Raw genomic sequence first — 25,081 nt, forward strand, 5'->3', positions numbered from 1 at the left:
GGACGCTGGCGGGCGACACACGGCGCGTCCGGTTTGGGCGCGCCGTTTTTTTGAGGAATTCATCGATGGCGAGGCAGACCGGGACGCTGCAGTGGTGCAATGGCAGACGCCGTGCTGTGGCGATCGATGCAGTCGCTGCTGACTGCCGGTCTGTGCGGTCTTCGCGGTCGGCGCGCCGCCTGGCCGAAGCGGCGCCAACGATGGTCGCCACTGCGAATCGCAACAGCCATCCCGCCACGATGCACAGGCGCCCGAGCGCATGAACCACACCGACCTTCGCCACTACGTCCGCGTCTACGATGCCGCGCTGCAGGCCGGCTTCTGTCGCCAACTGATCGCGCAGTTCGAACACGCATCGGCGCAGCACCGCCATAACGGCGCCGGCGCGCGCGCCGGCCTGCACGACAGCGCCTGGACCGAGCTCAACGTGACCCGCGCGGCCGATCCGGCCTTCCAGGGATTCTTCATCGAACAGGTGCGTGCGGCATTGACGCGCTACAACGCCGATCTCGGCCTGTCCGCACCGGTGCCGTGGCGCCCGCGCCTGGCCGACCTGCGCATCAAGCGCTACCGCGCCAGCGCCGGCGAGCGCTTCCAGCCGCATTTCGACGCCTGCGACGAGGAGACCGGCCGCTACCTGGTGCTGCTGTGGTATCTCAACGACGTGGCCGAGGGCGGCCAGACCCGCTTCGTCGACCTGGACCTGGAGGTCGCGCCGCGCACCGGACGCCTGCTGATGTTCCCGCCGTACTGGATGTACATGCACGCCGCGCTGCCGCCGCGCAGCGGCGACAAGTACATCCTGTCCACCTACCTGGAATTCACCGCCAAGCCGTCCCCGCCGCCGCGGGGATGAAGCGGCCGATTGGGGGCTAGACAGCGAGGCGCTTCGCCGTTGCGAATCCCCAATCCCAACTCCCCAATCCCGGCCTCACTGCAGATGCTCGTACAGGATGGTGCTGCCGATCGCGATCAGCAGCGCGCCGCCGACGATCTCCGCGCGCTTGCCGGCCAGGCTGCCGAGCACGCGGCCAAGCATGATGCCCAGGGTCACCATAGTCAGCGTGCACAGGCCGATGACCGCGGCGACCTCGACGATGTTCACGTCGAGGAAAGCCAGGCCGACGCCGACCGCCATCGCATCGATGCTGGTCGCCAGCCCGGTCGCGGCCAGGCTCCAGAAGCCGTGGCGCTTGCGCGCGTCGTCGGCCTGCTCGGCTTCCTGCGGCTTGAGCCCGGCGACGATCATGTGCACGCCCAGCGCGCCGAGCAGGCCGAACGCGATCCAGTGATCGAACGCGGCCACGTACTTGGCCGCGGCCTGGCCCAGCAGCCAGCCCAGCACCGGCGTCAGCGCCTCGATGCAGCCGAAGATCAGCCCGGCGCGCAGGGCGTCGCGCCAGAGCGGCTTGCGCATGGCCGCGCCCTTGCCGACCGCCGCGGCGAAGGCGTCCGTGGACATGGCGATGCCGAGCAACAGAATCGAAAGAAACGACATGGGGGAACCGCGCCGGGGCAGGAGACGACGACGAGCGCGCACGCCCGGCTTTCGCCACGCACGCTCGCCGCTGGTCTCGCCAACCGAGATGGCTGCCCGCACCACGGCGCAACGGCCGAGTGTGTTGATGCGGGCACTGTCCGGACACGCCGGACAGCAGGCTACTCCCCAAGGGACGCGCATTCTAACAGCGGCGAATGCCGGCGAATACGCTTCGAACGCGCGCGAACCTGCAGCTTTTCTTCTTAGCAGCAGCTATATGGGTGGCCCATCGCCGCCGCTGCGGCAGCGGAGTGTCGGAGGCGATCGGCGTGCATCGGCAATGGATGCGGCAGGCTAAGGCGCACGCTGCGAACAGCGGTCGCGGCTGAAGCCGCTCCTACAGTGAGATGCCGTCAATCCGCGATGTCCCCCTGTGGGAGCGGCTTCAGCCGCGACCGAAAACCTCCAGGCACCACCACAGCCGGGTGAGGAGACGTGTGCTGGCGAGGCCGCGATGGATACGCGAACCGCGTACTGGGTTGAAACCATCTTGCAGGAGTTGCGCCAGGCGGTCCTCAGGACAACTCTCGACGGTCTGCTGGCATCGCCGCCGCTGCACGCCCCGTCGCGAAGCGATCAGGGCACCGCACCGTTCCCGCGAAACGCCACGCACATCGGACGAAGCGCTGCACCCGCGTCGTCGCGGGAATGCCTGGCTCTATTCCTCTTCCAGCGGCAGCACGATGCCATCGCTGTCGATCGCCAGCTTGCCGGCCATCAGCACCGCCTGGGTGCGGTTGGTGACGCCGAGCTTGCGCAGGATCGCGGTGACGTGCGCCTTGATGGTGGCCTCGGACACGCCCAGGTCGTAGGCGATCTGCTTGTTGAGGCGGCCGGCGCCGAGCATCTGCAGCACCCGGAACTGTTGCGGGGTCAGTTCGCGCAGGCGCTGCCCGACCTCGCGTTCGGCGCGGTCGGTGGGCGGCATGTTGTGCGCTTCCGGCGGCGCCCAGCGTTCGCCGTCCAGCACCGTGCCCAGGGCCAGGCCGATGGTGTCCGAGTCGGCCGACTTGGGAATGAAGCCGAACGCGCCGTGGTCCAGCGCGCGGCGCATCACCGTCGGCTCCTCGCGCGCGGACACCACCACCACCGGCAGCTGCGGATGCAGCGCGCGCATGTGCACCAGCGCACTGAAACCCTGCGCGCCGGGCATGTTGAGATCCATCAGCAACAGGTCGGCATCGGCGTGGTGGTCGGCCAGCGCGTACAGCGCCTCGACGCTGTCGGCCTCGTACAGCTGCACCCCCGGCATCACCCGCTGCACCGCCCCGCGCAGCGCCTCGCGGAACAGGGGATGGTCGTCGGCGATCAGCAGGGTGGTCATTGTGGGGCCGGGAGTGGGGATTGGGGATTTGGGAGTCGTTGGAGCGACGGCAACAGCGGCAGCGTGGCGGCGTCAGTGAGGTGGAAGTGGGGCGGGGACCGCTTGGCGAATCCCCAATCCCGATTCCCGAATCCCGGCTGTCACGCCTCAGCGCGTCAGCCGTTCGTTCACCAGCGAATCGACTACCGACGGATCGGCCAGGGTCGAGGTGTCGCCGAGCTGGTCCGGCGCGTTCTCGGCGATCTTGCGCAGGATGCGGCGCATGATCTTGCCCGAGCGGGTCTTGGGTAGGCCCGGCGCCCATTGCAGGTGGTCGGGCGCGGCGATCGGGCCGATCTCCTTGCGCACCCAGGCCACCAGTTCTTTGTGCAGCGCCTCGCTCGGCTGCTCGTCCGCCACCAGGGTCACGTAGGCATAGATGCCCTGGCCCTTGATGTCGTGCGGGAAGCCGACCACCGCGGCCTCGGCCACCTTCGGGTGCGAGACCAGCGCGCTCTCCACTTCTGCGGTACCGATGCGGTGGCCGGAGACGTTGATGACGTCGTCCACGCGGCCGGTGATCCAGTAGTAGCCGTCTTCGTCGCGGCGGCAGCCGTCGCCGGTGAAGTAGCTGCCCGGATAGGTACGGAAGTAGGTGTCGATGAAGCGCTGGTGGTCGCCGTAGACGGTGCGCATCTGCCCCGGCCACGAGTCGCGCAGTACCAGGTTGCCTTCGGTGGCGCCTTCCAGGATCTCGCCGTCGGCGTTGACCAGGGCCGGCTGCACACCGAAGAACGGCAGCGTCGCCGAGCCGGGCTTGAGGTCGATCGCGCCGGCCAGCGGGGTGATCAGGATGCCGCCGGTCTCGGTCTGCCACCAGGTGTCCACGATCGGGCAGCGGCCGTCGCCGACCACGTCGAAGTACCAGCGCCAGGCCTCGGGGTTGATCGGTTCGCCGACGCTGCCGAGCAGGCGCAAGGACGCGCGCGACGTACGCTTGACCGGCGCCTCGCCCTCGCGCATCAGCGCGCGGATCGCGGTCGGCGCGGTGTAGAAGATCGTGACCTGGTGCTTGTCGATGACGTCCCAGAAGCGCGACACGTTCGGGTAGTTGGGCACGCCCTCGAACATCAGCGCGGTGGCGCCGTTGGCCAGCGGGCCATAGACGATGTAGCTGTGGCCGGTGACCCAGCCGACGTCGGCGGTGCACCAGTAGATGTCGTCCTCGCGCAGGTCGAACACCGCCTCGTGGGTATAGGCCGCGTACAGCAGGTAGCCGGCGGTGGTGTGCAGCACGCCTTTGGGCTTGCCGGTGGAACCGGAGGTGTAGAGGATGAACAGCGGATCCTCGGCGTTCATGCGCTCGGGCTCGCATTCGGCCGGCTGGCTGTCGACCACGTCGTGGAACCAGCGGTCGCGCGGGGCCTGCATGTCCACCGCGCCGCCGGTGTGTCGCACCACCAGCACGGTCTCCACGGTCGTGGTACCGGGCAGCTTCAGCGCCGCATCGACGTTGGCCTTGAGCGGGATCTTCTTGCCGCCGCGCAGGCCTTCGTCGGCGGTGATGATCAGCTTGCTGCCGCAGTCGATCACCCGGTCGGCGATCGAGTTGGGCGCGAAACCGCCGAACACCACCGAGTGGATCGCGCCGATGCGCGCGCAGGCCAGCATCGCCACCGCCGCGTCGGGGATCATCGGCAGGTAGATGGTGACGCGGTCGCCCTTCTTGACTCCGAGCTTGCGCAGCGCGTTGCCGAGCCGGCACACGCGCTCGTACAGCTCGCGGTAGCTGACGTTGTAGGACGGCGCGTCCGGGCTGTCCGGTTCGAACAGCAGCGCGGTCTTGTCGCCGCGGGTGGCCAGCTGGCGATCCAGGCAGTTGACGCTGGCGTTGAGCTCGCCGTCGTCGAACCAGCGGATGCGGAAGTCGTCCAGGGCGAAGCTCACGTCCTTGATCCGGGTCGGCTTCTTGAACCAGTCCAGGCGCTCGGCGGCCTGGCCCCAGAACGCCTCCGGCTGTTCCACCGACTGCCGGTACAGGGTCTGGTACTGGGTCTTGTCGATCCGTGCCTGGGCGGCGAACTGCGGATCGACGGGATAGATATCGGCCATGGTTCCCTCTGCAATGAACGGGGGCGCCGCATGCGGCGGCGCGTCATGGCGCAGTGTGCCGCATCCACCGTTAAGCGCGCACGCGCCCGGCTTTAGACGATGGTCGTAAACCCGCCGCTGTTCGACTAATGGCCAATAGGCGCGCCCTGCCGCGGCGCGCACTCTGGGTCCAGCCGTGCCTGCGCGCGGTGGACATCCATTATTCGGGAGGGAGTAATGAGCAACCGCATCGCATCCTTGGCACGGCGCCCGTTGGCCGCTGCGCTGTTCGTCGCCCTGATCGCGCCCGGCGCGGCCTTCGCCCAGAGCGGCAAGACGCCGTCGGCGCGCGAACAGGCGCTGGAGGCCCGCGTGGCCGAGCTGGAACGGCAGGTGCAGCTGCTGCTGTCCTCGCAGCAACAGCAGCAGGGTCAGATCGCGCAGACCCAGACCGAGGTGGCGGCGGTGAAGTCCAGCCAGGCCGCGGCACCGGCGCTGCCGGCCGGCAAGGCGCCGATCCAGGTGACCACCATCACCCCCGGCGCCGCGCCCGGCACCACGTTCAAGGTCGGCGGCTTCATCAAGGCCGATTTCCTGGCCACCCGCACCGGCGACGGCCAGCTCGCCGACGACGCCACCGGCCGCGCGCTGTACCTGCCCGGGCAGACTCCGGTCGGCGGCGGCAAGTCGGGCACCGACTACAATGCGCACGCCAAGTTCTCGCGCATCAACTTTGGCGTGGACAGCGTCACCGACGCCGGCAACAAGGCCGGCGCGCTGGTGGAGCTGGACTTCTTCGGCAATTCCCTGGGCACCCAGACCGCCACCAACACTTACGGCGCCACCCTGCGCCATGCCTACATGTACTGGAACCACTGGCTGGCCGGCCAGACCTGGTCCAACTTCATGGATCCGGCGGCGCTGCCGGAAGCGGCCGACTTCATCGGCCCCACCGACGGCGTGATCTTCGTGCGCCAGGCGCAGGTGCGCTACACCAACGGCGGTTTCAGCATCGCCCTGGAGAACCCGGAGACCACGGTCTACAACCGCAGCGCGACTGGCGTCGTCACCAGCGCCAGCTCCGACCGCGGTGCGTTGCCGGACCTGACCGTGCGCTACGGCTGGAAGGGCGACTGGGGCAGCTTCGGCATCGGCGGTCTGCTCGGCCAGCAGAAGGTGGACAACCGCGCCACCGGCGCCGACGCCAGCAAGGTCTCCGGCGGCCTGACCCTGGGCGGCAAGTGGGTGGCCGGGGACAGCGACAGCCTGTTCTACCAGCTCAGCGGCGGCGAAGGCATCGGCCGCTACGTCGGCCTGGGCATCGCCCAGAACGCGGTCTACGACGCGGCCGACCGCGACCTGGACACGGTCGGCGTGGTCGCCGGCTACATCGGCTGGCGCCATGCGTTCTCGCCCAAGCTGCGCACCAACCTGATCTACGCGCGCAGCGACTACGACAACGACACCGCGCTGACCGGGCTGGGCGTGACCAAGAGCGTGCAGAGCATCCGCGGCAACATCTTCTATACGCCGATGCCCAAGGTCGATGTCGGCGCCGAGCTGATGTACGGCAAGCGCGAGATCGAAAGCGGCGCCAAGGGCGACATCACCCGCCTGCAGTTCACCACCAAGTACAGCTTCTGAGGCCACGGCCGGCGCGGCGCCCCGGGAGGGCGCGCCGCGCCGCCGCGGGCCCGCCAGACGCACGCGACGGATTGCGCTTCGACCACCTTTACCGCCACCGCCACACCATACCGCTTCGGAGGGGAAGCTTCCTATGTCCAGCACCGCCATCAACCCGTCAGGCCAGCCGCTGACCAAGGGCCACAAGAAGGTGATCTTCGCCTCCAGCCTGGGCACCGTCTTCGAGTGGTACGACTTCTACCTGTACGGGTCGCTCGCCGCGATCATCGCCAAGCAGTTCTTCAGCGGGGTCAACGAGACCACCGGCATGATCTTCGCGCTGCTGGCCTTCGCCGCCGGCTTCTTCGTGCGCCCGTTCGGCGCCGCGTTCTTCGGCAGCCTGGGCGACCGCATCGGCCGCAAGTACACGTTCCTGGTCACCATCCTGATCATGGGCATCTCCACCTTCCTGGTCGGCGTGCTGCCCAACTACAACACCTGGGGCGTGGCCGCGCCGGTGATCCTGATCGTGCTGCGCCTGGCCCAGGGCCTGGCGATGGGCGGCGAGTACGGTGGTGCGGCGACCTACGTCGCCGAGCATGCGCCGCCGGGCAAGCGCGGCCTGTACACCAGCTTCATCCAGACCACCGCCACCCTTGGCCTGTTCCTGTCGCTGCTGGTGATCCTGGCGTGCCGCCTGACCCTGGGCACCGAGGCATTCGAGGCATGGGGCTGGCGCATCCCGTTCCTGGGTTCGATCATCCTGCTCGGCGTGTCGGTGTGGATCCGCCTGCAGCTGAGCGAATCGCCGCTGTTCCAGCAGATGAAGGCCGAGGGCAAGGGCTCCAAGCAGCCGTTCCGCGACAGCCTCAAGGACGGCAACTTCAAGCTGATGCTGATCGTGCTGCTCGGCGCCACCGCCGGCCAGGCCGTGGTCTGGTACGGCGGCCAGTTCTACGCGCTGTTCTTCCTGCAGAGCACGCTCAAGGTCGATCCGACCGTGTCCTACCTGCTGATCGCCGCGGCGCTGGCGCTGGCCACGCCGTTCTTCCTGTTCTTCGGCTGGCTGTCGGACAAGATCGGCCGCAAGAAGATCATCTTGCTCGGCTGCCTGCTGGCGGCGGTGACCTACATGCCGCTGTTCAAGGGCATCACCCACTTCGCCAATCCCGCGGTGGAAGAGGCGCGCACCAAGTCGCCGGCGCAGGTGCTGGCCGATCCGACCACCTGCAGCTTCCAGTTCGATCCGGTGGGCGTGCGCAAGTTCACCAGCTCCTGCGACGTGGCCACCGCCGCGCTGACCAAGGCCGGCGTGCCGTATGAAGTGCAGCCGGCAGCGCCGGGTTCGCTGGCGCAGGTGCACATCGGCGGCAGCCAGGTCGCCTCCTACGAGGCCGCTGGCCTGAGCAAGGCCGACGCCAAGCCCAAGGCCGACGCCTTCGGCAAGGAGCTCAAGGGCGCGCTGACCGCGGCCGGCTATCCGGAGAAGGCCGATACCGCGCGCATCAACATCCCGATGACGATCCTGCTGCTGTGGGTGCTGGTGATCTACGTGACCATGGTCTACGGCCCTATCGCCGCGTTCCTGGTCGAACTGTTCCCGACCCGCATCCGCTACACCTCGATGTCGCTGCCGTACCACATCGGCAACGGCTGGTTCGGCGGGTTCCTGCCGGCGATCTCCTTCGCCCTGGTGGCCGGCACCGGCAACATCTACTACGGCCTGTGGTATCCCATCGGCATCGCGCTGATGACCCTGGTGCTGGGCACGCTGTTCCTGCGCGAGACGCGTAACGTGGACATCACCAAGTAAGGGTGTCTGCCCTTGCGCCGGAGCTTCCGGCACTGCGACGCCGGCCTCGTGCCGGCGTCGTCGTTTGTGCGCTACGCCGCGGCGCTGGCATCGACGGCGGCGGCATGCGCTTACCATGCGCGCTGCACACACCCGTAGACCGCCGCATGCGCTACCGCTGGATCCTGTTCGACGCCGACGACACGCTGTTCCGCTTCGATGCCTACGCCGGCCTGCAGCGCATGTTCGCCGGCTACGGCGTCGCCTTCGCCGAGCAGGACTACGCCGACTACACCGCGCTCAACCGGCCGTTGTGGGTGGAATACCAGAACGGCGCGATCACCGCACTGCAGTTGCAGCAGCGCCGCTTCGCCGGCTGGGCGCAGCGCCTGCAGACCGCGCCGGAGACCTTGAACGCCGCGTTCCTGACGGCGATGGCCGAGTTGTGCGCACCGCTGGACGGCGCGGTGGCCTTGCTGGACGCATTGCGCGGACGCGCGCGGCTGGGCCTGGTCACCAACGGCTTCACCGTGTTGCAGCAGGCGCGGCTGCTGCGCACCGGCCTGCACGACCGTTTCGAGGTCGTCGCCATTTCCGAGCAGGTGGGCGTGGCCAAGCCGCACCCGGGCATCTTCGCGCACGCCCTGGCGCAGCTGGGCGATCCGCCGCCCGCGCAGGTGCTGATGGTCGGCGACAACCCGCACGCCGACATCGCCGGCGGTCTGGCCGCCGGCCTGCACACCTGCTGGTTCAACGCGCACGCCCTGCCGGCGCCCGAGGGCATCGTGCCGCACTACGAAGTGACCACGCTGGCGCAGCTGCAGGCATTGTTGCTCGAGGAGACATGACCGCGCGTGTTGCGCCGCGCGCCATCGCCGAAGCGCTTCAGCGCTTTCTGTAGGAGCGGCTTCAGCCGCGACCCACAGCCTCGGCGCACTTCATGCTTGCTGAGGTAGGGAACCAAGCTATCCGAATGGCGAACGCCATCGGGGCTGAAGCCCCTACTACAAGGGCCGCATGCCGGTCGACCCATTGTGGGAGCGACTTCAGTCGCGACGCGGTAAACCCTGCGGCGCGCGCATCAAGCGATCTCCGGTTGCCCCTCCGCCGCCGCCGCGCCACGGCCTGTCCGGCATCGCCGACATCGGGCCATACGCCGGCATCGTATAGTGCGCCCATGCCCATTTCCGACCCCGCTTCCCACGGCGCCGACACGCCGCTCGCCGACCTGCCGGCCACCTTACAACGGCTGCGCACGGCCTGGCAGGCGGCCAAGCCCGACCAGGCGCAACGCCGCGATGACCTGCAGCGCCTGCGCGTGGCGCTGAAGCGGCGCCTGCCGGAGATGGCCGACGCCATTGCCGCCGATTTCGGCCATCGCTCGCGCCACGAATCGCTGCTGGCCGACGGCATGACCGTGCTCGGCGAGATCGACCATCTGTTGCGCCACCTCAAGCGCTGGATGCGGCCGCAGCGCGTCGGCGCCGGCTGGCGGCTGTGGCCGGCGCGCGCCGAAGTGCGGCCGGTGCCGGTCGGCGTGGTCGGGGTGATCGCGCCGTGGAACTACCCGGTCAACCTGGCGCTGATCCCGCTGGCCACCGCCATCGCCGCCGGCAACCACGTCTACCTGAAACCCTCCGAGCACACCCCGCGCACCGCGCAGTTCCTGGACTCGCTGCTGGCCGAAGTGTTCCCGCCGCAGCGCGTGGCGCTGGCGCTGGGCGGGGCCGAGGTGGCCGGCGCCTTCGCCGCGCTGCCGCTGGACCACCTGGTGTTCACCGGCTCCACCGCGGTCGGGCGCAAGGTGATGGCCGCCGCCGCGCCGAACCTGACCCCGCTGACCCTGGAACTGGGCGGCAAGTCGCCGGCCATCGTCTGCGCCGATTACCCGTTGGAGCAGGCCGCCGCGCGCCTGGCCACCGGCAAGTGGTTCAACGCCGGGCAGACCTGCATCGCGCCGGACTACGTGCTGGTCGACGCCGGCCGCAGCGCGGCGCTGGTGCAGGCGCTGCGCGCGCAGGTGTTGGCGCGCTACGGCGACTTCGCCGTGGCCGACGACTACACCCGCATCGTCAACGAAGGCCAGTACCGGCGCCTGCGCGGCTACCTGGACGATGCGCGCGCGCGCGGCCTGGAGGTGATCGAACTGGCCAGCGTCGAACCCGAGCGTGCCGAGCGCGAGCGCCTGATCGTGCCGACCGTGGTGCTGCAACCCGGCGACGATGCGCTGCTGATGCAGGAAGAGATCTTCGGCCCGATCCTGCCGCTGCGCAGCTACCGCACGCTGGACGAGGCGATCGCGATGGTCAACGGCCGCGACCGGCCGCTGGCGCTGTATCCCTTCAGCCATGACCGCGCGCAGGTCGAAGCGATCCTGCACGCCACCGTCGCCGGCGGCGTCACCGTCAACGACAGCCTGCTGCACTTCGCCGCCAACGCGCTGCCGTTCGGCGGCATCGGCCCCAGCGGCATGGGCGCCTATCACGGCCGCGCCGGCTTCGATGCCTTCAGCAAGGCGCTGCCGATCCTGTGGCAGTCGCGCCGCGCCGGCAGCGATCTGCTGAAGCCGCCGTACCGGCGCATCGCGCGCGTGCTCGACCTGCTGGTGCGCTGAGGCGCGCGCGTCGAGCGCGATGGGTACAGCGTCCGCGCCACCAGCGGTTAAACTGCGCGGCATGAAAATCGCCTCCTGGAACGTCAACTCGCTCAACGTGCGCCTGCCGCACCTGCAACAGTGGCTGGCGGCGTTCGCGCCGGACATCGTCGGCATCCAGGAAACCAAGCTGGAAGACCACAAGTTCCCGGATGCGGCGCTGGCCGAGGCGGGCTATCGCAGCGTGTTCGCCGGGCAGAAGACCTACAACGGCGTGGCGATCCTGTCGCGCACGCCGGCCAGCGACGTGCAGATCGGCGTGCCCGGTCTGGAGGACGAGCAGAAGCGGGTCATCGCCGCCACCGTCGGCGACCTGCGCATCGTCAACCTGTACGTGGTCAACGGCCAGGACGTGGGCACCGACAAGTACGCCTACAAGCTGCGCTGGCTCGAGGCGGTGCACGACTGGCTCGCCGCCGAGCTGCAGCGCCATCCGCGCATGGTGGTGCTGGGCGACTTCAACATCGCGCCGGACCCGCGCGACGTGCACGACCCGCTGGTGTGGAGCGACAACCACATCCTCACCTCCACCGCCGAGCGCGGCGCGCTGCACAAGCTGCAGGCGCTGGGCCTGCACGACGGCTTCCGCCTGCACCACGCCGACGGCGGCATCTTCAGCTGGTGGGACTACCGCCAGGCCGGCTTCCGCCGCGACCTCGGCCTGCGCATCGACCTGACCCTGGTCTCCGACGCGCTGAAGGCGAGCACGCGCGCGGCCGGCATCGACCGCGAACCGCGCACCTGGGACCGCCCCAGCGACCATGCGCCGGCCTGGATCGAACTGGAGCAAGGAGTCGGCGCATGAACGAGCGTCATCCGCGCCGCTGCATCGACAAGGTCGGCGACACCGCGATCGCGCCGCTGCACCGGCTCAGCTGCCACTGCGGCGCGGTGCAGATCGACCTGGAACTGCCGCACGGCATCGTCGACCCGCGCCGCTGCAACTGTTCGCTGTGCCGCCGCCGCGGTGCGATCGTCGGTTCGGTGCCGTTGGCCGCACTGCACGTGCGCGAGGGGGCCGACGTGCTGCGCCTTTACAGCTTCAATACCCACACCGCGCAGCACTATTTCTGCGGCGTGTGCGGGATCTACACGCATCACCAGCGCCGCTCCGATCCCAACGAGTACGGTTACAACGTCGGCTGCCTGGAAGGCGTGGATCCGTACGCGCTGGCCATCGCGGTCCCGGTCAGCGACGGCGTGCATCATCCGGCCGACCGCGCCGCCCCATGAGCGCCGCAAACGCAAACGCCCGGCGAACCGGGCGTTTGCGCGAACCTGCGGGGCGCCTGCGCTTAGCGCGCGCGGCCGCGGGTGAACAGGTTGACGATGGCGAGCAAGATGACCGCGCCGATCAACGAGTACAGGAACGTCCACAGGGTGATCGCCTGGTTGATGCCGCCGCCGAACAACCAGCCGGCGATCAACGCGCCGATGATGCCGACGACGATATTCAGGATGATGCCCTGCTGTGCGTCACGGCGCATGATGATGCTGGCCAGCCAGCCCACGATGCCGCCGACGATCAACCAGATGATGATGCCCATGGATAAGACTCCTAGCGTGTGCCCGCACCGGGAGCGGTGTGGCGCGGGCCATTTAAGGAGCGCTGCCGTGAAGCGGCCGTGTATCCAGGCCGGCGCGGCGCAGCGGGCGTTGCGGTTCGTGGAGGCGGCGTGAGCGTCGCGCCCGACGCACCATTGCATCCCGATCCGCCCGACTGGCGCTTCGGCCCGGTGGCGCTGTGGCTGCGCCCGCATCCGCCGCGCACGCCGGGCGAGGCGCAGGCACGGCGCCTGCTGGCCGCCGAACTGGCGACGCCGGAGGCGCACCTGCCGCTGCGCCGCGACGAACGCGGCCGGCCCTGGCTGCACGCGCCGCTGGCGCACGTCGGCACCGGCTGGAGCCACAGCGGCGGCTATCTGCTGGTGGGCATCGGCGCGCACGCGCGGCTGGGCGTGGACATCGAGCACCAGCGCCCGCGGCCGCGATTGCTGGAGGTGGCGCAACGGTTCTTCCACCCCGACGAGGTCGCGACCTTGCAGGCGCTGGCCGAGCCGGCGCGCGAGGCGCTGTTCTTCCGCCTGTGGTGCGCCAAGGAGGCGCTGCTGAAGGCGTACGGCCACGGGCTGTCGTTCGGGCTGCACCGGCTGCGCTTCGCCGAGGACGCCGCCGGCGTCCTGCGCCTGGCCTGGTGCGATCCGGCGCTGGGCGCGGTCGCGCGCTGGCAGGTGCACGAATGGGTGCCGGCGCCGGACTATCGCGCCGCGCTGGCCTGGTATCCGCTGGAGCCGGCGTAGCCGCCATTACCGCCCTTGTAGGAGCGGCTTCAGCCGCGACGCCTTGCTGGCAACGCCGGTCGCGGCCGAAGCCGCCCCGACGAACAGTCGCTGGCGGACCCAAGCCCGGTCGCGCCACTGCGACGCCAAGGGTCTCCTGCATGCCGCCGTGCCACACCAGCGACGCCCCGCTGCGGATGCCCGGCGGCGACGACGCCACCCGCGACATGGCAGCGCCCTTGGCCTCACCTGCGATAATCCACCGATGAACGACGCCTCCCTCCCCGAATCCGTCCCCGCCGCGCTCGACCACGGCCTGCGCGCGCAAGGCCTGGACGCCGCGGCGCTGGCGCCGCCGCTGCTGGCCTACCTGGCGCTGCTGGCGCGCTGGAACCGCACCTACAACCTCACCGCGGTCCGCGATCCGCACGAGATGGTGACCCGGCACCTGCTCGATTCGCTGGCGATGCAGCCGTTCGTGGTCGAAGGCACGCTCGCCGACCTGGGCACCGGCCCCGGCCTGCCGGGCATCCCGCTGGCGATCGCGCGGCCGCAGTTGCGGGTGACCCTGGTCGAGAGCAACGGCAAGAAGGCGCGGTTCCTGCGCGAGGCGGTACGCCAGCTGCGCCTGGACAACGCGCGCGTGGCCGAATCCCGCGCCGAGGCGGTGGACGAGCCCGGCGCCTACGATGTCCTGACCGCGCGCGCGCTGGACACGCTGGCCGGCATCGTCGCCGTCGGCGGCCACCTGCTGCGCCCGGGCGGGCGCCTGCTGGCGATGAAAGGGATGCGCCCGGACGAGGAGATCGCCGCGCTGCCGCCGGGCTGGGTGATGCAGGCGGTGCACCGGCTGCAGGTGCCGGGCCTGGACGCGGACCGCCACCTGGTGGTGGTCGAGCGCGGCTGAGCCGGGGAGGGCGGCGGCCGGGGTGCCGACGCCGATTTCCGCCCCGGGGGGGTGTGACCGCATAATGCCCGGTCCCACCCATCGCCGACGAGGCTCCCGCATGGCCCGCATCATCGCCATCGCCAACCAGAAAGGCGGCGTCGGCAAGACCACCACGGCGGTCAACCTGGCGGCGGCGCTCGCGCGCCAGCCGCAGCGCGTGTTGCTGGTGGACCTGGATTCGCAGGGCAACGCGACGATGGGCAGCGGCATCGACAAGCGCGAGGTGGCCGCGTCCACCTGCGACGTGCTGCTGGGCGAAAGCAGCGCCGCGCAGATCCGGGTGACCGCGCCGGAAGGCTTCGACCTGCTGCCCGGCAACATCGACCTGACCGCCGCCGAGATCCAGCTGATGGACCAGCCGGCGCGCGAGCAGCGGCTGAAGACCGCGCTGGCGCCGCTGCGCGCCGAGTACGACTTCATCCTGATCGACTGCCCGCCGGCGCTGTCGCTGCTGACCTTGAACGCGCTGACCGCGGCCGACTCGATCATCGTGCCGATGCAGTGCGAGTACTACGCGCTGGAAGGGCTGACCGCGCTGCTGGAGACCATCGAGGCGCTGCGCGCCAACCTCAATCCGACGCTGGAGATCGAGGGCGTGCTGCGCACCATGTTCGACGTGCGCAACAACCTGGCCAACGCGGTGTCGGCGGAGCTGACCAACCATTTCGGCGACAAGGTGTTCCGCACCATCGTGCCGCGCAACGTGCGCCTGGCCGAGGCGCCCAGCCACGGCCAGAGCATCGTTGGCTACGACCGCACCTCGCGCGGCGGCGTCGCCTACATCGGCCTGGCCGGCGAGATCGTGCGCCGCCGCAACGAACGCAATAGGGCCGCCCCGGCCATGGAGACCGTCTGATGAGCGCCAAGCCCCCTGCCCTCGGAGCGAAGAAGCGCGGCCTCGGCCGCGGCCTGGAAGCGCTGCTGGGACCGAAGGGCGGCACGGCCGCGCCGGCGCCCAACGACGCGGCGCAGCCCGGCGAGAGCCTGCGCCAGCTGCCGGTCGGGCAGCTGCAGCCGGGCAAGTACCAGCCGCGCCAGGAAATGGACGAGGGCAAGCTGCAGGAGCTGGCCGAGTCGATCAAGGCGCAGGGCGTGATCCAGCCGATCGTCGCCCGCGAGCTGGAGCCGGGCAGGTTCGAGATCGTCGCCGGCGAACGCCGCTGGCGCGCCTCGCAGCTGGCCGGGCTGAGCGAAGTGCCGGTGGTGGTGCGCGAGCTCGACGACCGCACCGTCATCGCCATGGCGCTGATCGAGAACATCCAGCGCGAGGACCTCAACCCGCTGGAGGAAGCGCAGGCGCTGCAGCGGCTGATCGACGAATTCGCGCTGACCCACGCCGAGGCCGCCGAGGCGGTGGGCCGCTCGCGCGCCTCGGTGTCCAACCTGCTGCGCCTGCTGGAGCTGCCGCCGGCGATCCGCGCGCTGCTCGAGGCCGGGCGCCTGGAAATGGGCCATGCGCGCGCGCTGCTGACGCTGTCGCCGGAACTGGCCAGCCGGCTGGCCTCCGACGCCGCCGACCAGGGCTGGTCGGTGCGCGAGGTCGAGCACCGTGCGCAGCAGTTCGCCGCCGGCAAGGTGCCCAGCAACCGCAAGGCCAAGCCCGGCCGCGTCGCGCCGCAGGCCGACATCGCCTCGCTGGAGACCGAGCTGTCCGAATCGCTGGGCACCAAGGTCGCCATTGCCCACGGCCGCGGCGGCAAGGGCAAGCTGGTGATCCACTACACCGACCTGGACACGCTCGACGGCGTGCTGGAGCGGCTGCGCGGCAAGGTCGGCTGAGCCGCCGCCGCTGTCGATCGCATGATGTCCCCCATCGTCCCCGCAACCGTGCAAGGCGCGCGCCGATGACGGTCCTGGTCACCGGCGCGGCCGGCTTCGTCGGCGCCTACACCTGCCGTGCGCTGGCCGCGCGCGGCGAGGCGGTGGTGGGGCTGGACAACTACAACGACTACTACGACTCGCAGCTCAAGCGCGACCGCGTCGCCGCGCTGTGCCCGCAGGCCGATATCCGCCAGCTCGACCTCACCGACCGCGACGGCCTGACCGCGCTGTTCGACGAGGTCCGCCCCGAGCGCGTGGTGCACCTGGCCGCGCAGGCGGGCGTGCGCTATTCGCTGCAGAACCCGTACGCCTACGTCGACAGCAACCTGGTCGGCTTCGTCAACATGCTGGAACTGTGCCGGCACCGCGGCGTGCAGCACCTGACCTACGCATCGAGCAGCTCGGTGTACGGCGATTCGGCGACACCGCCGTTCTCCGAGGACCAGCGCATCGACCAGCCGCGTTCGCTGTACGCGGCGACCAAGGCGGCCAACGAGCTGATGGCCTACACCTACGCGCAGCTGTACGGCCTGCGCGCCACCGGGCTGCGTTTCTTCACCGTGTACGGCCCGTGGGGCCGGCCGGACATGGCGCCGCTGCTGTTCAGCCGCGCGGTGCTGGCCGGGCGCCCGATCGAGGTGTTCAACCACGGCCGCATGCGCCGCGATTTCACCTTCGTCGCCGACATCGTCGCCGGCGTGCTCGGCGCGCTCGACCATCCATCCACCGACCCGGTGCCGCACCGGGTGTTCAACCTGGGCAACCACACCCCGGTCGAGCTGGAGCGCTTCATCGGCGTGATCGAGGCCGCCGCCGGCCGCCCCGCCGAGAAGGTCTACAAGCCGATGCAGCCAGGCGACATGGTCGAGACGATGGCCGATACGGCGCGCGCCCACGCCGCCTTCGGCTTCGAGCCGAGCACCCCGATCGAGGTCGGGCTGCCGCAGGTGGTGCAGTGGTGCCGCGATTATTTCGGCGCCGCGGCCTGATGCTTCAGCCCCGGGTCACCGGCCCAGGGCACAATGCGCGGTCTTTTTGCGTCGCCGCTGCCGTTCCCCGCGTTTCTCCCTTGCGTTGCCGCCGAGCCTAGTCGAGCCATGAGCCAGCCTTCCCTTTCCGTCGTCGTCCCGGTGTTCAACGAGCGCGACAACGTGCCGCCGCTGGTGGCCGAGATCGTCGCCGCGCTGCGTGGCGTGACCGACTTCGAGATCGTCTATGTCGACGACCATTCGCGCGACGACACCCTGGCCGTGCTGGACGGCCTGAAGGCGAGCACGCCGGAGCTGCGGGTGCTGCACCACGTCACCCAGAGCGGGCAGAGCACCGCGGTGCGCAACGGGGTCAAGGCCGCGCGCGGCGCCTGGATCGCCACCCTCGACGGCGACGGCCAGAACGATCCGGCCGACATCCCCAAGCTGCTCGCCGCGCGCGCCGCCGCGGACGCGCAGGTCAAGCTGTTCGCCGGCTGGCGCGTGTCGCGGCAGGACTCGGGCAGCAAGCGTTGGGCGTCCAAGTGGGCCAATGCGATCCGCGCGCGCATGCTGCGCGACGACACCCCCGACACCGGCTGCGGCATCAAGCTGTTCGAGCGCGAGGCGTTTCTGGACCTGCCGTACTTCGACCACATGCACCGTTACCTGCCGGCGCTGATGCAGCGCGCCGGCTGGCAGACCCTGAGCGTGCCGGTGAACCACCGCCACCGCACCTCGGGCGTGTCCAAGTACAACAACCTCAACCGCGCGCTGGTCGGCATCCGCGACCTGCGCGGCGTGGCCTGGCTGATCGCGCGCAGCCGCCGCACCGTGGTGCAGGAGCGCTGATATGGAAGTGCATTTCCTCAACGAACCGATCCAGGCGCTGTACTGGACCGGCCTGCACGTCACCGGCTGGAAGCTGATCGGCTACGTCGGCGCGCTGATGTTCGGCGGCCGCTGGCTGGTGCAGTTCGTCGCCTCCAAGCGCGCAGGCAAGCCGGTGATCCCGCGCATGTTCTGGTACATGAGCGTGGTCGGCAGCCTGATGACGCTGAGCTACTTCCTGTTCTCAGCCAAGCAGGACTCGGTCGGCGTGCTGCAGAACCTGTTCCCCGCCTTCACCGCGTTCTACAGCCTGTACCTGGACATCAAGCACCGCGGCTGGCACCGGGATCGCGCGTCGCATTGAGGCTGGCGCGGTATGCACCGCCTCTCTCCGTGTTTCCATGCAATCCATGCGGTCTGTCGCGGCTGAAGCCGCTCCTACAGAAGAGCGGGTCATCCCTGTAGGAGCGGCTTCAGCCGCGGCAGATTCTGTGAACGCGCCTTCTCATCAGTGCGCAGGCACCCAGGCCGCATCCAATACTGGTAGTCGCCCAGACGCCTTCCTGTTCTCGGCCAAGCAAGACTTGGTCGGCGTGCTGCAGAACCTGTTCCCCGCCTTTATCGCGTTCTACAGCCTATACCTGGACATCAAGCACCGCGGCTGGCACCGGGATCGCGCGTCGCATTGAGGCTGGCGCGGTATGCACCGCCTCTCTCCGCGTCTGCGTGCGACCTTTGCGGTCTGTCGCGGCTGAAGCCGCTCCTACAGAAGAGCAGGGCATCCCTGTAGGAGCGGCTTCAGCCGCGACCGATTCTGTGAACGCGCGTTCTCACCGGTGCGCAGGCAGCCAGACCGCATCCCAATACGGGTAGTCGCCCAGGCGCCGGACCAGGCCGGCGCGCAAGGGATTAGCGACGATGTAACGGGCTGCGGTCAGCATGTCGTCCTCGCGCCGCAGTGCACGGTCGTGAAAGCCCGGCGACCAGACCCTGCCACCGCGACCACGTGCGCGATTCACTGCATGTGCGCATCGCCCCTTGGCGCGTTGCAGTGCTTCGGGCAGCGTCACGCCCGCGTGCAATTCGATCAGGCCATGCCAATGATCAGGCATCAACACCCAGCACAGCAGCCGTACGTCTGGCCAGCTGTCCGGCGTGGCAAGGCAGGCCGCGGCGGCGCGCGCGCAACGCCAGTCCGAGAACAGCGGTGCACGTTGGAAGGTCACCATCGTCAACAGATAGATGCGTCCAAGTTCGTTATGGCGGCCGCGGCGCAATGCGGCGTGTCCTGCGGTATGAGTGAGTGGAGGCATGGCGTGTAGCGTGCTGGCATGAACGTGCAACGCCTATCGGCTGGAGTCTGTACGTCATGTCGGGAAATGCCTTGTGTTGCGCAGAGAGGCGCAGGCGTCGCCAGATCCATCGCACCAGGACTTCCGGCCCACCCCCCGCCACGCCCGGAATGCGATCATCGGGATCCTGTTCCCACTGCCTGTCGCCGCCCATGCCGATCGCCAAGACCCCGCTGGCCGCTTCCCTGTTGCTCGCCCTCACGCTGGCCGCGCCGGCGCTGGCCGCGCCGTCAGCCGCAGCGCCGCCAGCGGCAGCCGCCGCTTCCGCCGCCGATGCTCGCTTCCAGGCCATCTACGAGAAGGAGTGGAAATGGCGGCAGGCGCAGGTCGGGCAGGCCGACGAGGACAGCGACAGCAGCGGCGACAACCGGCAGCTGCCCGACGTCGGCGCGGCGGCGCAGGCGGCACGGCTGAAGGTATGGGAGGACGTGCTGCGCCAGCTCGGCGGCATCGACCCGGCGCAGCTGTCGGCCGACAACCAGGTCAACCTGGCGGTGTACCGCCCGCAGATCGAGAACCTTGCCGCCGCGGTGCGCCTGCGTGCCTATGAGATGCCGTTCAATTCCGACAGCTCGTTCTGGTCGGACCTGGGCTTCATGGCGCGGCGCAGCTTGCGCACGCCGGCCGAATACCGCGCCTACATCGCGCGGCTCGACGACGTGCCGCGCTACTTCGCGCAGCAGACCGACAACATGCGCGCCGGGCTCAAGCGCGGCTTCAGCGTGCCGCGCGCGGTGCTGGAAGGCCGCGACGGTTCGATCGCCGGCGTCGCCGAACTGAAGGATCCCACCGCCGCCACGCTGTACGCGCCGTTCAAGCAGCTGCCGGCGCAGATCCCGGCCGCCGAGCAGCAGGCGCTGCGCGAACAGGCGCAGGCGGCGGTCCGCGACAAGGTGATCCCAGCCTACGCGCAGCTGCTGGCCTTCTATCGCCAGGAATACGTGCCGCAGGCGCGCACCACGTTGGCCGCCGAAGCGATGCCCGACGGCAAGGCCTACTACCAGCAGCAGATCCGCGAATACACCACGCTGGAAATGAGTCCCGAGCAGATCCACCAGGTGGGCCTGCAGGAAGTGGCGCGGATCCAGAAGGAGATGGACGCGATCATCCGTCGGGTCGGCTTCAAGGCGCCGGCGGGCCAGCAGACGTTCCCGGCGTTCCTGCAGTTCCTGCGCAGCGATCCGCAGTTCTACGTCAAGACGCCGCAGGAACTGCTCGATCGCGCCGCGTGGATCGCCAAGCGCGTGGATGGCGAGGTCGGCAAGTTCATCGGCACGCTGCCACGCGGGCGCTTCACCATCGTGCCGGTGCCGGCCGACATCGCGCCGTTCTGGACCGCCGGCCGCGGCGGCGTCGGCACCTACTGGCTCAACACCTACGACCTGCCGTCGCGCCCACTGTACAACCTGCCGGCGCTGACCCTGCACGAATCCTCGCCCGGCCACTCGCTGCAGGGCGCGCTGGCCGAGGAGCAGGGCGCGCAGCCGGCGTTCCGCCGCGAGAACTACATCTCCGCCTACGGCGAGGGCTGGGCGCTGTACACCGAGAAGCTGGGCAAGGAGATGGGCATCTACGAGACCCCGTACGAGGATTTCGGCCGGCTCAGCTACGAGATGTGGCGTGCCTGCCGGCTGGTGATCGACACCGGCGTGCATCACAAGGGCTGGAGCCGCGAGCAGGCGCTGGCCTACCTGCGCGAACACACCGCGCTCAGCGAGCACGAGGTCACCACCGAAGTGGACCGCTACATCTCCTGGCCGGGCCAGGCGCTGAGCTACAAGCTCGGCGAGATCGCCATCGTCAAGCTACGCGCCGAGGCCGAGCGCGAACTGGGCGCGGACTTCGACATCAAGGCCTTCCACGATGCCGTGTTGAAGCAGGGCTCGGTGCCGCTGCCGGTCTTGCAGCACCAGGTGCGCGCGTTCATCGTTGAGAGCAAGCAGCAGGCCGCCGCGCGCAAGCCCGCCGCGACCAAGCCCGAATAATCGCCGCGCGCTCTTCCTTCTCCCATCAGGAGAAGGTGGCGCGAAGCGCCGGATGAGGGTACGACCGCCAGCACAGCGTGGGAGTGCATCGGCCAGTTACGGATGAGGGTACGACCGCTAGCAAGGCATGGACGATAGCCGCAATGCCGGATAGAGGTGCGACCGCCAGGGTGCGACCGCTACCTAAGAAGCGGTGAACCGCCAGCGCGCGAGCGCAAACGAGGCGGCGACCGCCAGCGCTTGATCAGGCGACGACCAGCGGCGCTACATGAGGCCGCGCCCGTCGCCGCTCAATCCGCGCTCACCTCGTTTCCCCTCTGCGATTGTGTAACCCCGCCCGCATCGCTAGGCTGGCGCCATGTCCATCCGCCGTGCCCACCTGCTGCACCCGCTGCTGCGCCTGACGGTGCTGGCGCTGCTGGCGCTGAGCGTGCTGGTGGCGCCGGTGGCCTGCGCGTTGGGCGACGTGCACGCGCTGGCGCACGGCCAGGCGCATGTGGACGAAGACGCGTCGCACCACGCCGATGGCGAGGATGAACGCGATGGCGCCGGCTTGATGCATGCGCTGATGCACAGTGGCTATTGCCACGGACAGAGCCCGGCGCTGCTGCCGGCGCTGGCCTGGCAGGGAGTGCCGTTGCCGGCGCAGCTGCGCCCGGCCGCCGGGCACCAGGACTACCGCTCGCACCTGCTGGATACCCTGTTGCGGCCTCCGATCGCGGCTTGATGCACCGCCGGCGCCTGCCGGCCCGTCCATCGATCCCCGAATCCGGAGAAGTCCCATGTGGTTGCGACTGGCGGCTGTTGCCGCCTTCGCGGTCGCGCCCTGCGCGTGGGCGCAGGCCGTGCCGCCCGATGCTGTGCTCACCCTGGACGACGCCGTTGCCCGCGTCGCCCGCTCCCATCCCGATCTGCGCCTGGCCGACGGCCAGCGCCGCGTGCTCGCCGCCGAGGCCGAGCGCGACGCGCTGCGCCCGCCGCTGCGCCTGGGCGCCGAACTGGAGAACGCCTTCGGCAGTGGCGATGCGCGCGGCCTGGACCAGGCCGAGCTGACCGTCAGCCTGGCCGGCGTGCTCGAGCGCGGCGGCAAGCTCGACGCGCGCCGCACCCTGGCGCAGGCGCGCATCGACGCGCTGGCGCCGCAGCGCGAACTGGCGCGGTTGGACCTGCTCGCCGAGGTCGCGCGCCGCTATCTGGCGATCGCCGCGGCGGCGCAGCGTCAGGCCATCGCCAGCGCCGACCTGGCCCAGCGCCAGCGTACCGTCGCCGCGGCGCGGCAGCGGCTGCAGGCCGGCGCCTCGCCCGAATCGGTGCTGTTGACCGCGCAGGCACTGCAGGCCCGCGCGGAGCTGGACCGCGACCGCGCGCAGCAGGAACACGACGCCGCCCGCCGCCATCTGTCGGTGCTGTGGGGCGAGCGCGATCCCGCGTTCGCGCGCGTGGTCGGCGATCCGCTGGCGCTGCCGGCGGTGCCCGACTTCGGCGCACTGGCCGCGCTGCTCGACGCGACCCCGGAACTGGCGCGCTTCGTCGGCGAGGCGCGCGTGCGCGAGGCGCGGTTGCGCCTGGCGCGCAGCCAGGCGCGGCCCGACCTGGACTGGCAGTTCGGCGTGCGCCGGCTGCAGGACGGCGACGCCACCGCCCTGGTCGCCGGGATTTCGCTGCCGTTGGGCAGCGCGGCGCGCGCGCAGCCGGAGATCCGTGCCGCCGAGGCCGAGCGTGACCTGCTCGGCGTGGAGCGCGAGGCGCAGGCCTTGGCGCTGTATTCCACGCTCGCCGACGCGCACGGCCGCTACCGCGCCGCGCAGCTGGAAGTGGCGCGCATGCGCGAGGACGTGCTGCCGAAACTGACCCGCGCCGAGGCCGCCGCCGAGCGCGCCTATCGCGGCGGCGCGATCAGCTATCTGGAGTGGGCGCAGCTGCAGGCCCAGCACGGCGATGCGCGGCGGCAGCAGCTCGCCGCCGCGATCGAGGCGCAGACCGCGCTGATCGAGATCCAGCGCCTGACCGGACAGCCGTTCGTGGTCGCGGGCGCCGCGCAGGTGGCGCGATGAGCCGTTCGCTGCTGTTGCGCATCCGCCACGCGCTGGCTGCACTCACCGCACCGACGCGCAGATATCTGTTGCCGTGGTCCGCGCGGCAAGGCGTCGGCAGCGTCACGCGTGCCTCGTGCCGCCGGTTGCGGACCAGCGCGACCGGCCGCGTTGCAGCTGCACTATGCCGCGCGCTGCGCCAGCACCGTGAGCGGCATGCAGCGATGAGGCTGCGCGTCGCGCCGGCCGATTCCGGCCGTGCTGCGGGGACGGCGAGGGCCATCGTCGATCGCAAGTGGCCGCCGCCGGCCATGCCGCCGCGCGACGGGACGCGCGGCTTGCTCGACTCCAGCAGGAACACCGCGTCGAGCGGATTGTGTCCGGCCACCGGCAGCGTGCCGAGCAGCGCGCCGCGCACGCCGCGCCTGCGAATGCCATCGCTTCCGACCCCCCTTCTCCCGACGCCTGGCGCCCGCCGCCGGCGTCTTTCAGGACTGCCTACGATGAACTTCAGATCTGCCGCGCTGATCGCGCCGCTGTTGCTTGGACTGCTGCTCGGCGGTTGCGCCGGCGCCGGTGACGACGCCAGCCACGACGACGCCGACGCGCATGGCGAGGCCGGCGACGCCCACGCCGAGGAGGCGCGCAAGGGCGCGCACGGCGGCCGCCTGCTCGAGCAGGGCGGCTACGCGGTCGAACTGGCGATCGCCGAAGATGGCACGCCGCCGGCCTACCAGGCTTGGTTGTACCGCGACGACAAGCCGTTGCCGCCCGGCGCCGGCAGCGTCGAGGTGCAGCTCCAGCGCCTGGGCGGCGTCGCCGAGACGCATCGCCTGCGCGCGCGCGACGACGGCAGCCTGCTGGCCGACAGCGTGGTGTACGAGCCGCATTCGTTCGACGTGCAGGTGCGCGCCACGGTCCAGGGCAAGGCGCTGCGCTGGACCTATCCCAGCTACGAAGGCCGTACCGAGATCGCGGCGAAGATCGCCGCCGATGCCGGCATCCGCGTCGCGCCGGTCGGCCCGGGCAGCATCGCCGACGAGCACGAGGTGCAGGGCCTGCTGACCCCGGCCGAAGGCGCGCAGGCGCAGGCCACCGCGCGCTTCCCCGGTCCGGTGCGCAGCCTGCGCGCCAACGTCGGCGACCGCGTGCGCGCGGGCCAGGCGCTGGCCACGGTGGAGAGCAACCTGAGCCTGACCAGCTACACCGTCGTCGCGCCGATCGCCGGCACGGTGCTGGCGCGCAATGCCAGCGTGGGCAGCGCAGCCAGCGAAGGCCAGGCGCTGTTCGAGATCGCCGACCTGTCCACGCTGTGGGTGGACCTGCACATCTTCGGCGCCGACGCCGGCCACATCGCCGCCGGCGCGCCGGTGACGGTGACCCGGATCAGCGACGGCACGGTCGCGCAGACCACGCTGGAGCGCGTGCTGCCGGGCACCGCCACCGCCAGCCAGAGCACGGTGGCGCGCGCGGTGCTGCGCAACGACGACGGCCTGTGGCGGCCGGGCTCGGCGGTGAAGGCGCGGGTGACGGTGGCGCAGCAGCCGGCCGAACTGGTGGTGCCGGTGGCCGCCTTGCAGACCTTCCGCGATTGGGAGGTGGCGTTCGTGCGCGTGGGCGATACCTACGAAGTGCGGCCGCTGCAACTCGGCGCGCGCGATGCGCGCCAGGTGCAGGTGCTGTCCGGGCTGAAGGCCGGCGATCAGGTTGTGGTTGAGCAGAGTTATCTGGTCAAGGCGGACATCGAGAAGTCGGGGGCATCGCATGATCATTGAACTGCGCACCGCGCCCCGGCCCCCCTGTAGGAGCGGCTTCAGCCGCGACAGACACCCGAACGTAAACGCGATGCTGGCATATCGGT

24 protein-coding genes are annotated in these 25,081 nt (G+C 70.1%); 19 read left to right on the top strand and 5 right to left on the bottom strand.

Annotated features, from left to right (window positions below; translation table 11 throughout):
* The first annotated feature begins 259 nt into the window (after window positions 1-259).
* On the top strand, window positions 260-856 hold the full coding sequence (locus NUG20_RS00900; RefSeq protein WP_263396609.1) for a 2OG-Fe(II) oxygenase: 597 nt from the start codon (window positions 260-262) through the stop codon (window positions 854-856).
* A gap of 75 nt (window positions 857-931) precedes the next feature.
* On the opposite strand, the gene NUG20_RS00905 is transcribed toward NUG20_RS00900, so the two are convergent.
* The 3 genes from NUG20_RS00905 to acs form a co-directional block, all read right to left on the bottom strand.
* Entirely contained in the window at window positions 932-1,498 is a 567-nt protein-coding gene (locus NUG20_RS00905) for a manganese efflux pump MntP (RefSeq protein WP_263396610.1), read from the bottom strand.
* 700 nt (window positions 1,499-2,198) lie between these two features.
* Complete coding sequence (locus NUG20_RS00910; protein WP_263396611.1) at window positions 2,199-2,864, bottom strand: response regulator transcription factor; 666 nt, start codon at window positions 2,862-2,864, stop codon at window positions 2,199-2,201.
* A gap of 147 nt (window positions 2,865-3,011) precedes the next feature.
* Window positions 3,012-4,955: an acetate--CoA ligase gene (gene acs / locus NUG20_RS00915; RefSeq protein WP_263396612.1), complete on the bottom strand. Its 1,944-nt coding sequence runs from the start codon at window positions 4,953-4,955 to the stop codon at window positions 3,012-3,014.
* A 216-nt stretch (window positions 4,956-5,171) separates the two neighbouring features.
* Between acs and NUG20_RS00920 the strand changes: the two genes are divergently transcribed.
* From NUG20_RS00920 to NUG20_RS00945, 6 genes are all read left to right on the top strand, one after another.
* Entirely contained in the window at window positions 5,172-6,578 is a 1,407-nt protein-coding gene (locus tag NUG20_RS00920) for a DcaP family trimeric outer membrane transporter (protein ID WP_263396613.1), read from the top strand.
* A gap of 133 nt (window positions 6,579-6,711) precedes the next feature.
* A complete protein-coding gene (locus tag NUG20_RS00925) occupies window positions 6,712-8,370 on the top strand; it encodes an MFS transporter (protein ID WP_263396614.1) in 1,659 nt (552 codons plus the stop codon).
* Window positions 8,371-8,516: 146 nt separating this feature from the next.
* Window positions 8,517-9,197 (top strand): pyrimidine 5'-nucleotidase, encoded by a 681-nt coding sequence (gene yjjG, locus NUG20_RS00930; RefSeq protein ID WP_263396615.1) that lies wholly within the window; start codon window positions 8,517-8,519, stop codon window positions 9,195-9,197.
* Window positions 9,198-9,526: 329 nt separating this feature from the next.
* Entirely contained in the window at window positions 9,527-10,963 is a 1,437-nt protein-coding gene (locus tag NUG20_RS00935) for a coniferyl aldehyde dehydrogenase (protein ID WP_263396616.1), read from the top strand.
* A gap of 61 nt (window positions 10,964-11,024) precedes the next feature.
* Window positions 11,025-11,807 carry an exodeoxyribonuclease III gene (xth, locus tag NUG20_RS00940; protein WP_263396617.1) on the top strand — a complete coding sequence of 261 codons (783 nt, stop codon included), beginning with the start codon at window positions 11,025-11,027 and terminating at the stop codon, window positions 11,805-11,807.
* On the top strand, window positions 11,804-12,235 hold the full coding sequence (locus NUG20_RS00945; RefSeq protein ID WP_263396618.1) for a GFA family protein: 432 nt from the start codon (window positions 11,804-11,806) through the stop codon (window positions 12,233-12,235). Before xth ends, NUG20_RS00945 begins: the two co-directional genes overlap by 4 nt.
* Window positions 12,236-12,297: 62 nt before the next feature.
* Here NUG20_RS00945 and NUG20_RS00950 read toward each other — a convergent pair whose 3' ends face one another.
* Entirely contained in the window at window positions 12,298-12,549 is a 252-nt protein-coding gene (locus NUG20_RS00950) for a GlsB/YeaQ/YmgE family stress response membrane protein (protein WP_009573531.1), read from the bottom strand.
* Between the two features lie 129 nt (window positions 12,550-12,678).
* Between NUG20_RS00950 and NUG20_RS00955 the strand changes: the two genes are divergently transcribed.
* From NUG20_RS00955 to NUG20_RS00990, 8 genes are all read left to right on the top strand, one after another.
* Window positions 12,679-13,302, top strand: coding sequence for a 4'-phosphopantetheinyl transferase family protein (locus NUG20_RS00955; RefSeq protein WP_263396619.1), 624 nt, complete (start codon window positions 12,679-12,681; stop codon window positions 13,300-13,302).
* A gap of 244 nt (window positions 13,303-13,546) precedes the next feature.
* Window positions 13,547-14,188 (top strand): 16S rRNA (guanine(527)-N(7))-methyltransferase RsmG, encoded by a 642-nt coding sequence (gene rsmG / locus NUG20_RS00960; RefSeq protein WP_263396620.1) that lies wholly within the window; start codon window positions 13,547-13,549, stop codon window positions 14,186-14,188.
* A 100-nt stretch (window positions 14,189-14,288) separates the two neighbouring features.
* Window positions 14,289-15,086 (top strand): ParA family protein, encoded by a 798-nt coding sequence (locus tag NUG20_RS00965; RefSeq protein ID WP_263396621.1) that lies wholly within the window; start codon window positions 14,289-14,291, stop codon window positions 15,084-15,086.
* Window positions 15,086-16,009 (top strand): ParB/RepB/Spo0J family partition protein, encoded by a 924-nt coding sequence (locus NUG20_RS00970; RefSeq protein WP_263396622.1) that lies wholly within the window; start codon window positions 15,086-15,088, stop codon window positions 16,007-16,009. Before NUG20_RS00965 ends, NUG20_RS00970 begins: the two co-directional genes overlap by 1 nt.
* Before the next feature lie 65 nt (window positions 16,010-16,074).
* Window positions 16,075-17,040: an SDR family NAD(P)-dependent oxidoreductase gene (locus NUG20_RS00975; protein ID WP_263396623.1), complete on the top strand. Its 966-nt coding sequence runs from the start codon at window positions 16,075-16,077 to the stop codon at window positions 17,038-17,040.
* Window positions 17,041-17,148: 108 nt separating this feature from the next.
* Entirely contained in the window at window positions 17,149-17,871 is a 723-nt protein-coding gene (locus NUG20_RS00980; protein WP_263396624.1) for a glycosyltransferase family 2 protein, read from the top strand.
* 1 nt (window position 17,872) lies between these two features.
* Complete coding sequence (locus tag NUG20_RS00985) at window positions 17,873-18,214, top strand: lipid-A-disaccharide synthase N-terminal domain-containing protein (protein WP_263396625.1); 342 nt, start codon at window positions 17,873-17,875, stop codon at window positions 18,212-18,214.
* Window positions 18,215-18,341: 127 nt separating this feature from the next.
* The gene (locus NUG20_RS00990; RefSeq protein ID WP_263398593.1) at window positions 18,342-18,539 is read left to right on the top strand and encodes a hypothetical protein; all 198 of its coding nucleotides are present in this window, start codon (window positions 18,342-18,344) and stop codon (window positions 18,537-18,539) included.
* A gap of 141 nt (window positions 18,540-18,680) precedes the next feature.
* On the opposite strand, the gene NUG20_RS00995 is transcribed toward NUG20_RS00990, so the two are convergent.
* Window positions 18,681-19,163: an REP-associated tyrosine transposase gene (locus NUG20_RS00995; RefSeq protein WP_263396626.1), complete on the bottom strand. Its 483-nt coding sequence runs from the start codon at window positions 19,161-19,163 to the stop codon at window positions 18,681-18,683.
* A 191-nt stretch (window positions 19,164-19,354) separates the two neighbouring features.
* On the opposite strand from NUG20_RS00995, the gene NUG20_RS01000 reads away from it, so the two are divergent.
* The 4 genes from NUG20_RS01000 to NUG20_RS01015 all read left to right on the top strand — a co-directional run bounded on the left by NUG20_RS01000 (window position 19,355) and on the right by NUG20_RS01015 (window position 24,995).
* Entirely contained in the window at window positions 19,355-21,187 is a 1,833-nt protein-coding gene (locus NUG20_RS01000) for a DUF885 domain-containing protein (RefSeq protein ID WP_263396627.1), read from the top strand.
* Between the two features lie 358 nt (window positions 21,188-21,545).
* Entirely contained in the window at window positions 21,546-21,914 is a 369-nt protein-coding gene (locus tag NUG20_RS01005; RefSeq protein ID WP_263396628.1) for a hypothetical protein, read from the top strand.
* Between the two features lie 55 nt (window positions 21,915-21,969).
* Window positions 21,970-23,241, top strand: coding sequence for a TolC family protein (locus tag NUG20_RS01010; protein ID WP_263396629.1), 1,272 nt, complete (start codon window positions 21,970-21,972; stop codon window positions 23,239-23,241).
* Window positions 23,242-23,723: 482 nt separating this feature from the next.
* Entirely contained in the window at window positions 23,724-24,995 is a 1,272-nt protein-coding gene (locus tag NUG20_RS01015; RefSeq protein ID WP_263396630.1) for an efflux RND transporter periplasmic adaptor subunit, read from the top strand.
* Window positions 24,996-25,081: the final 86 nt, after the last annotated feature.

The sequence above is a fragment of the Xanthomonas sp. CFBP 8443 genome, assembly GCF_025666195.1.
GTDB lineage: Bacteria > Pseudomonadota > Gammaproteobacteria > Xanthomonadales > Xanthomonadaceae > Xanthomonas_A.

Coding starts and splice junctions, on each gene's coding strand:
- NUG20_RS00900 (WP_263396609.1), top strand. CDS start 260: ATGAACCACACCGACCTTCGCCACTACGTCCGCGTCTACGATGCCGCG.
- NUG20_RS00905 (WP_263396610.1), bottom strand. CDS start 1,498: ATGTCGTTTCTTTCGATTCTGTTGCTCGGCATCGCCATGTCCACGGAC.
- NUG20_RS00910 (WP_263396611.1), bottom strand. CDS start 2,864: ATGACCACCCTGCTGATCGCCGACGACCATCCCCTGTTCCGCGAGGCG.
- acs (WP_263396612.1), bottom strand. CDS start 4,955: ATGGCCGATATCTATCCCGTCGATCCGCAGTTCGCCGCCCAGGCACGG.
- NUG20_RS00920 (WP_263396613.1), top strand. CDS start 5,172: ATGAGCAACCGCATCGCATCCTTGGCACGGCGCCCGTTGGCCGCTGCG.
- NUG20_RS00925 (WP_263396614.1), top strand. CDS start 6,712: ATGTCCAGCACCGCCATCAACCCGTCAGGCCAGCCGCTGACCAAGGGC.
- yjjG (WP_263396615.1), top strand. CDS start 8,517: ATGCGCTACCGCTGGATCCTGTTCGACGCCGACGACACGCTGTTCCGC.
- NUG20_RS00935 (WP_263396616.1), top strand. CDS start 9,527: ATGCCCATTTCCGACCCCGCTTCCCACGGCGCCGACACGCCGCTCGCC.
- xth (WP_263396617.1), top strand. CDS start 11,025: ATGAAAATCGCCTCCTGGAACGTCAACTCGCTCAACGTGCGCCTGCCG.
- NUG20_RS00945 (WP_263396618.1), top strand. CDS start 11,804: ATGAACGAGCGTCATCCGCGCCGCTGCATCGACAAGGTCGGCGACACC.
- NUG20_RS00950 (WP_009573531.1), bottom strand. CDS start 12,549: ATGGGCATCATCATCTGGTTGATCGTCGGCGGCATCGTGGGCTGGCTG.
- rsmG (WP_263396620.1), top strand. CDS start 13,547: ATGAACGACGCCTCCCTCCCCGAATCCGTCCCCGCCGCGCTCGACCAC.
- NUG20_RS00965 (WP_263396621.1), top strand. CDS start 14,289: ATGGCCCGCATCATCGCCATCGCCAACCAGAAAGGCGGCGTCGGCAAG.
- NUG20_RS00970 (WP_263396622.1), top strand. CDS start 15,086: ATGAGCGCCAAGCCCCCTGCCCTCGGAGCGAAGAAGCGCGGCCTCGGC.
- NUG20_RS00975 (WP_263396623.1), top strand. CDS start 16,075: ATGACGGTCCTGGTCACCGGCGCGGCCGGCTTCGTCGGCGCCTACACC.
- NUG20_RS00980 (WP_263396624.1), top strand. CDS start 17,149: ATGAGCCAGCCTTCCCTTTCCGTCGTCGTCCCGGTGTTCAACGAGCGC.
- NUG20_RS00985 (WP_263396625.1), top strand. CDS start 17,873: ATGGAAGTGCATTTCCTCAACGAACCGATCCAGGCGCTGTACTGGACC.
- NUG20_RS00995 (WP_263396626.1), bottom strand. CDS start 19,163: ATGCCTCCACTCACTCATACCGCAGGACACGCCGCATTGCGCCGCGGC.
- NUG20_RS01000 (WP_263396627.1), top strand. CDS start 19,355: ATGCCGATCGCCAAGACCCCGCTGGCCGCTTCCCTGTTGCTCGCCCTC.
- NUG20_RS01005 (WP_263396628.1), top strand. CDS start 21,546: ATGTCCATCCGCCGTGCCCACCTGCTGCACCCGCTGCTGCGCCTGACG.
- NUG20_RS01010 (WP_263396629.1), top strand. CDS start 21,970: ATGTGGTTGCGACTGGCGGCTGTTGCCGCCTTCGCGGTCGCGCCCTGC.
- NUG20_RS01015 (WP_263396630.1), top strand. CDS start 23,724: ATGAACTTCAGATCTGCCGCGCTGATCGCGCCGCTGTTGCTTGGACTG.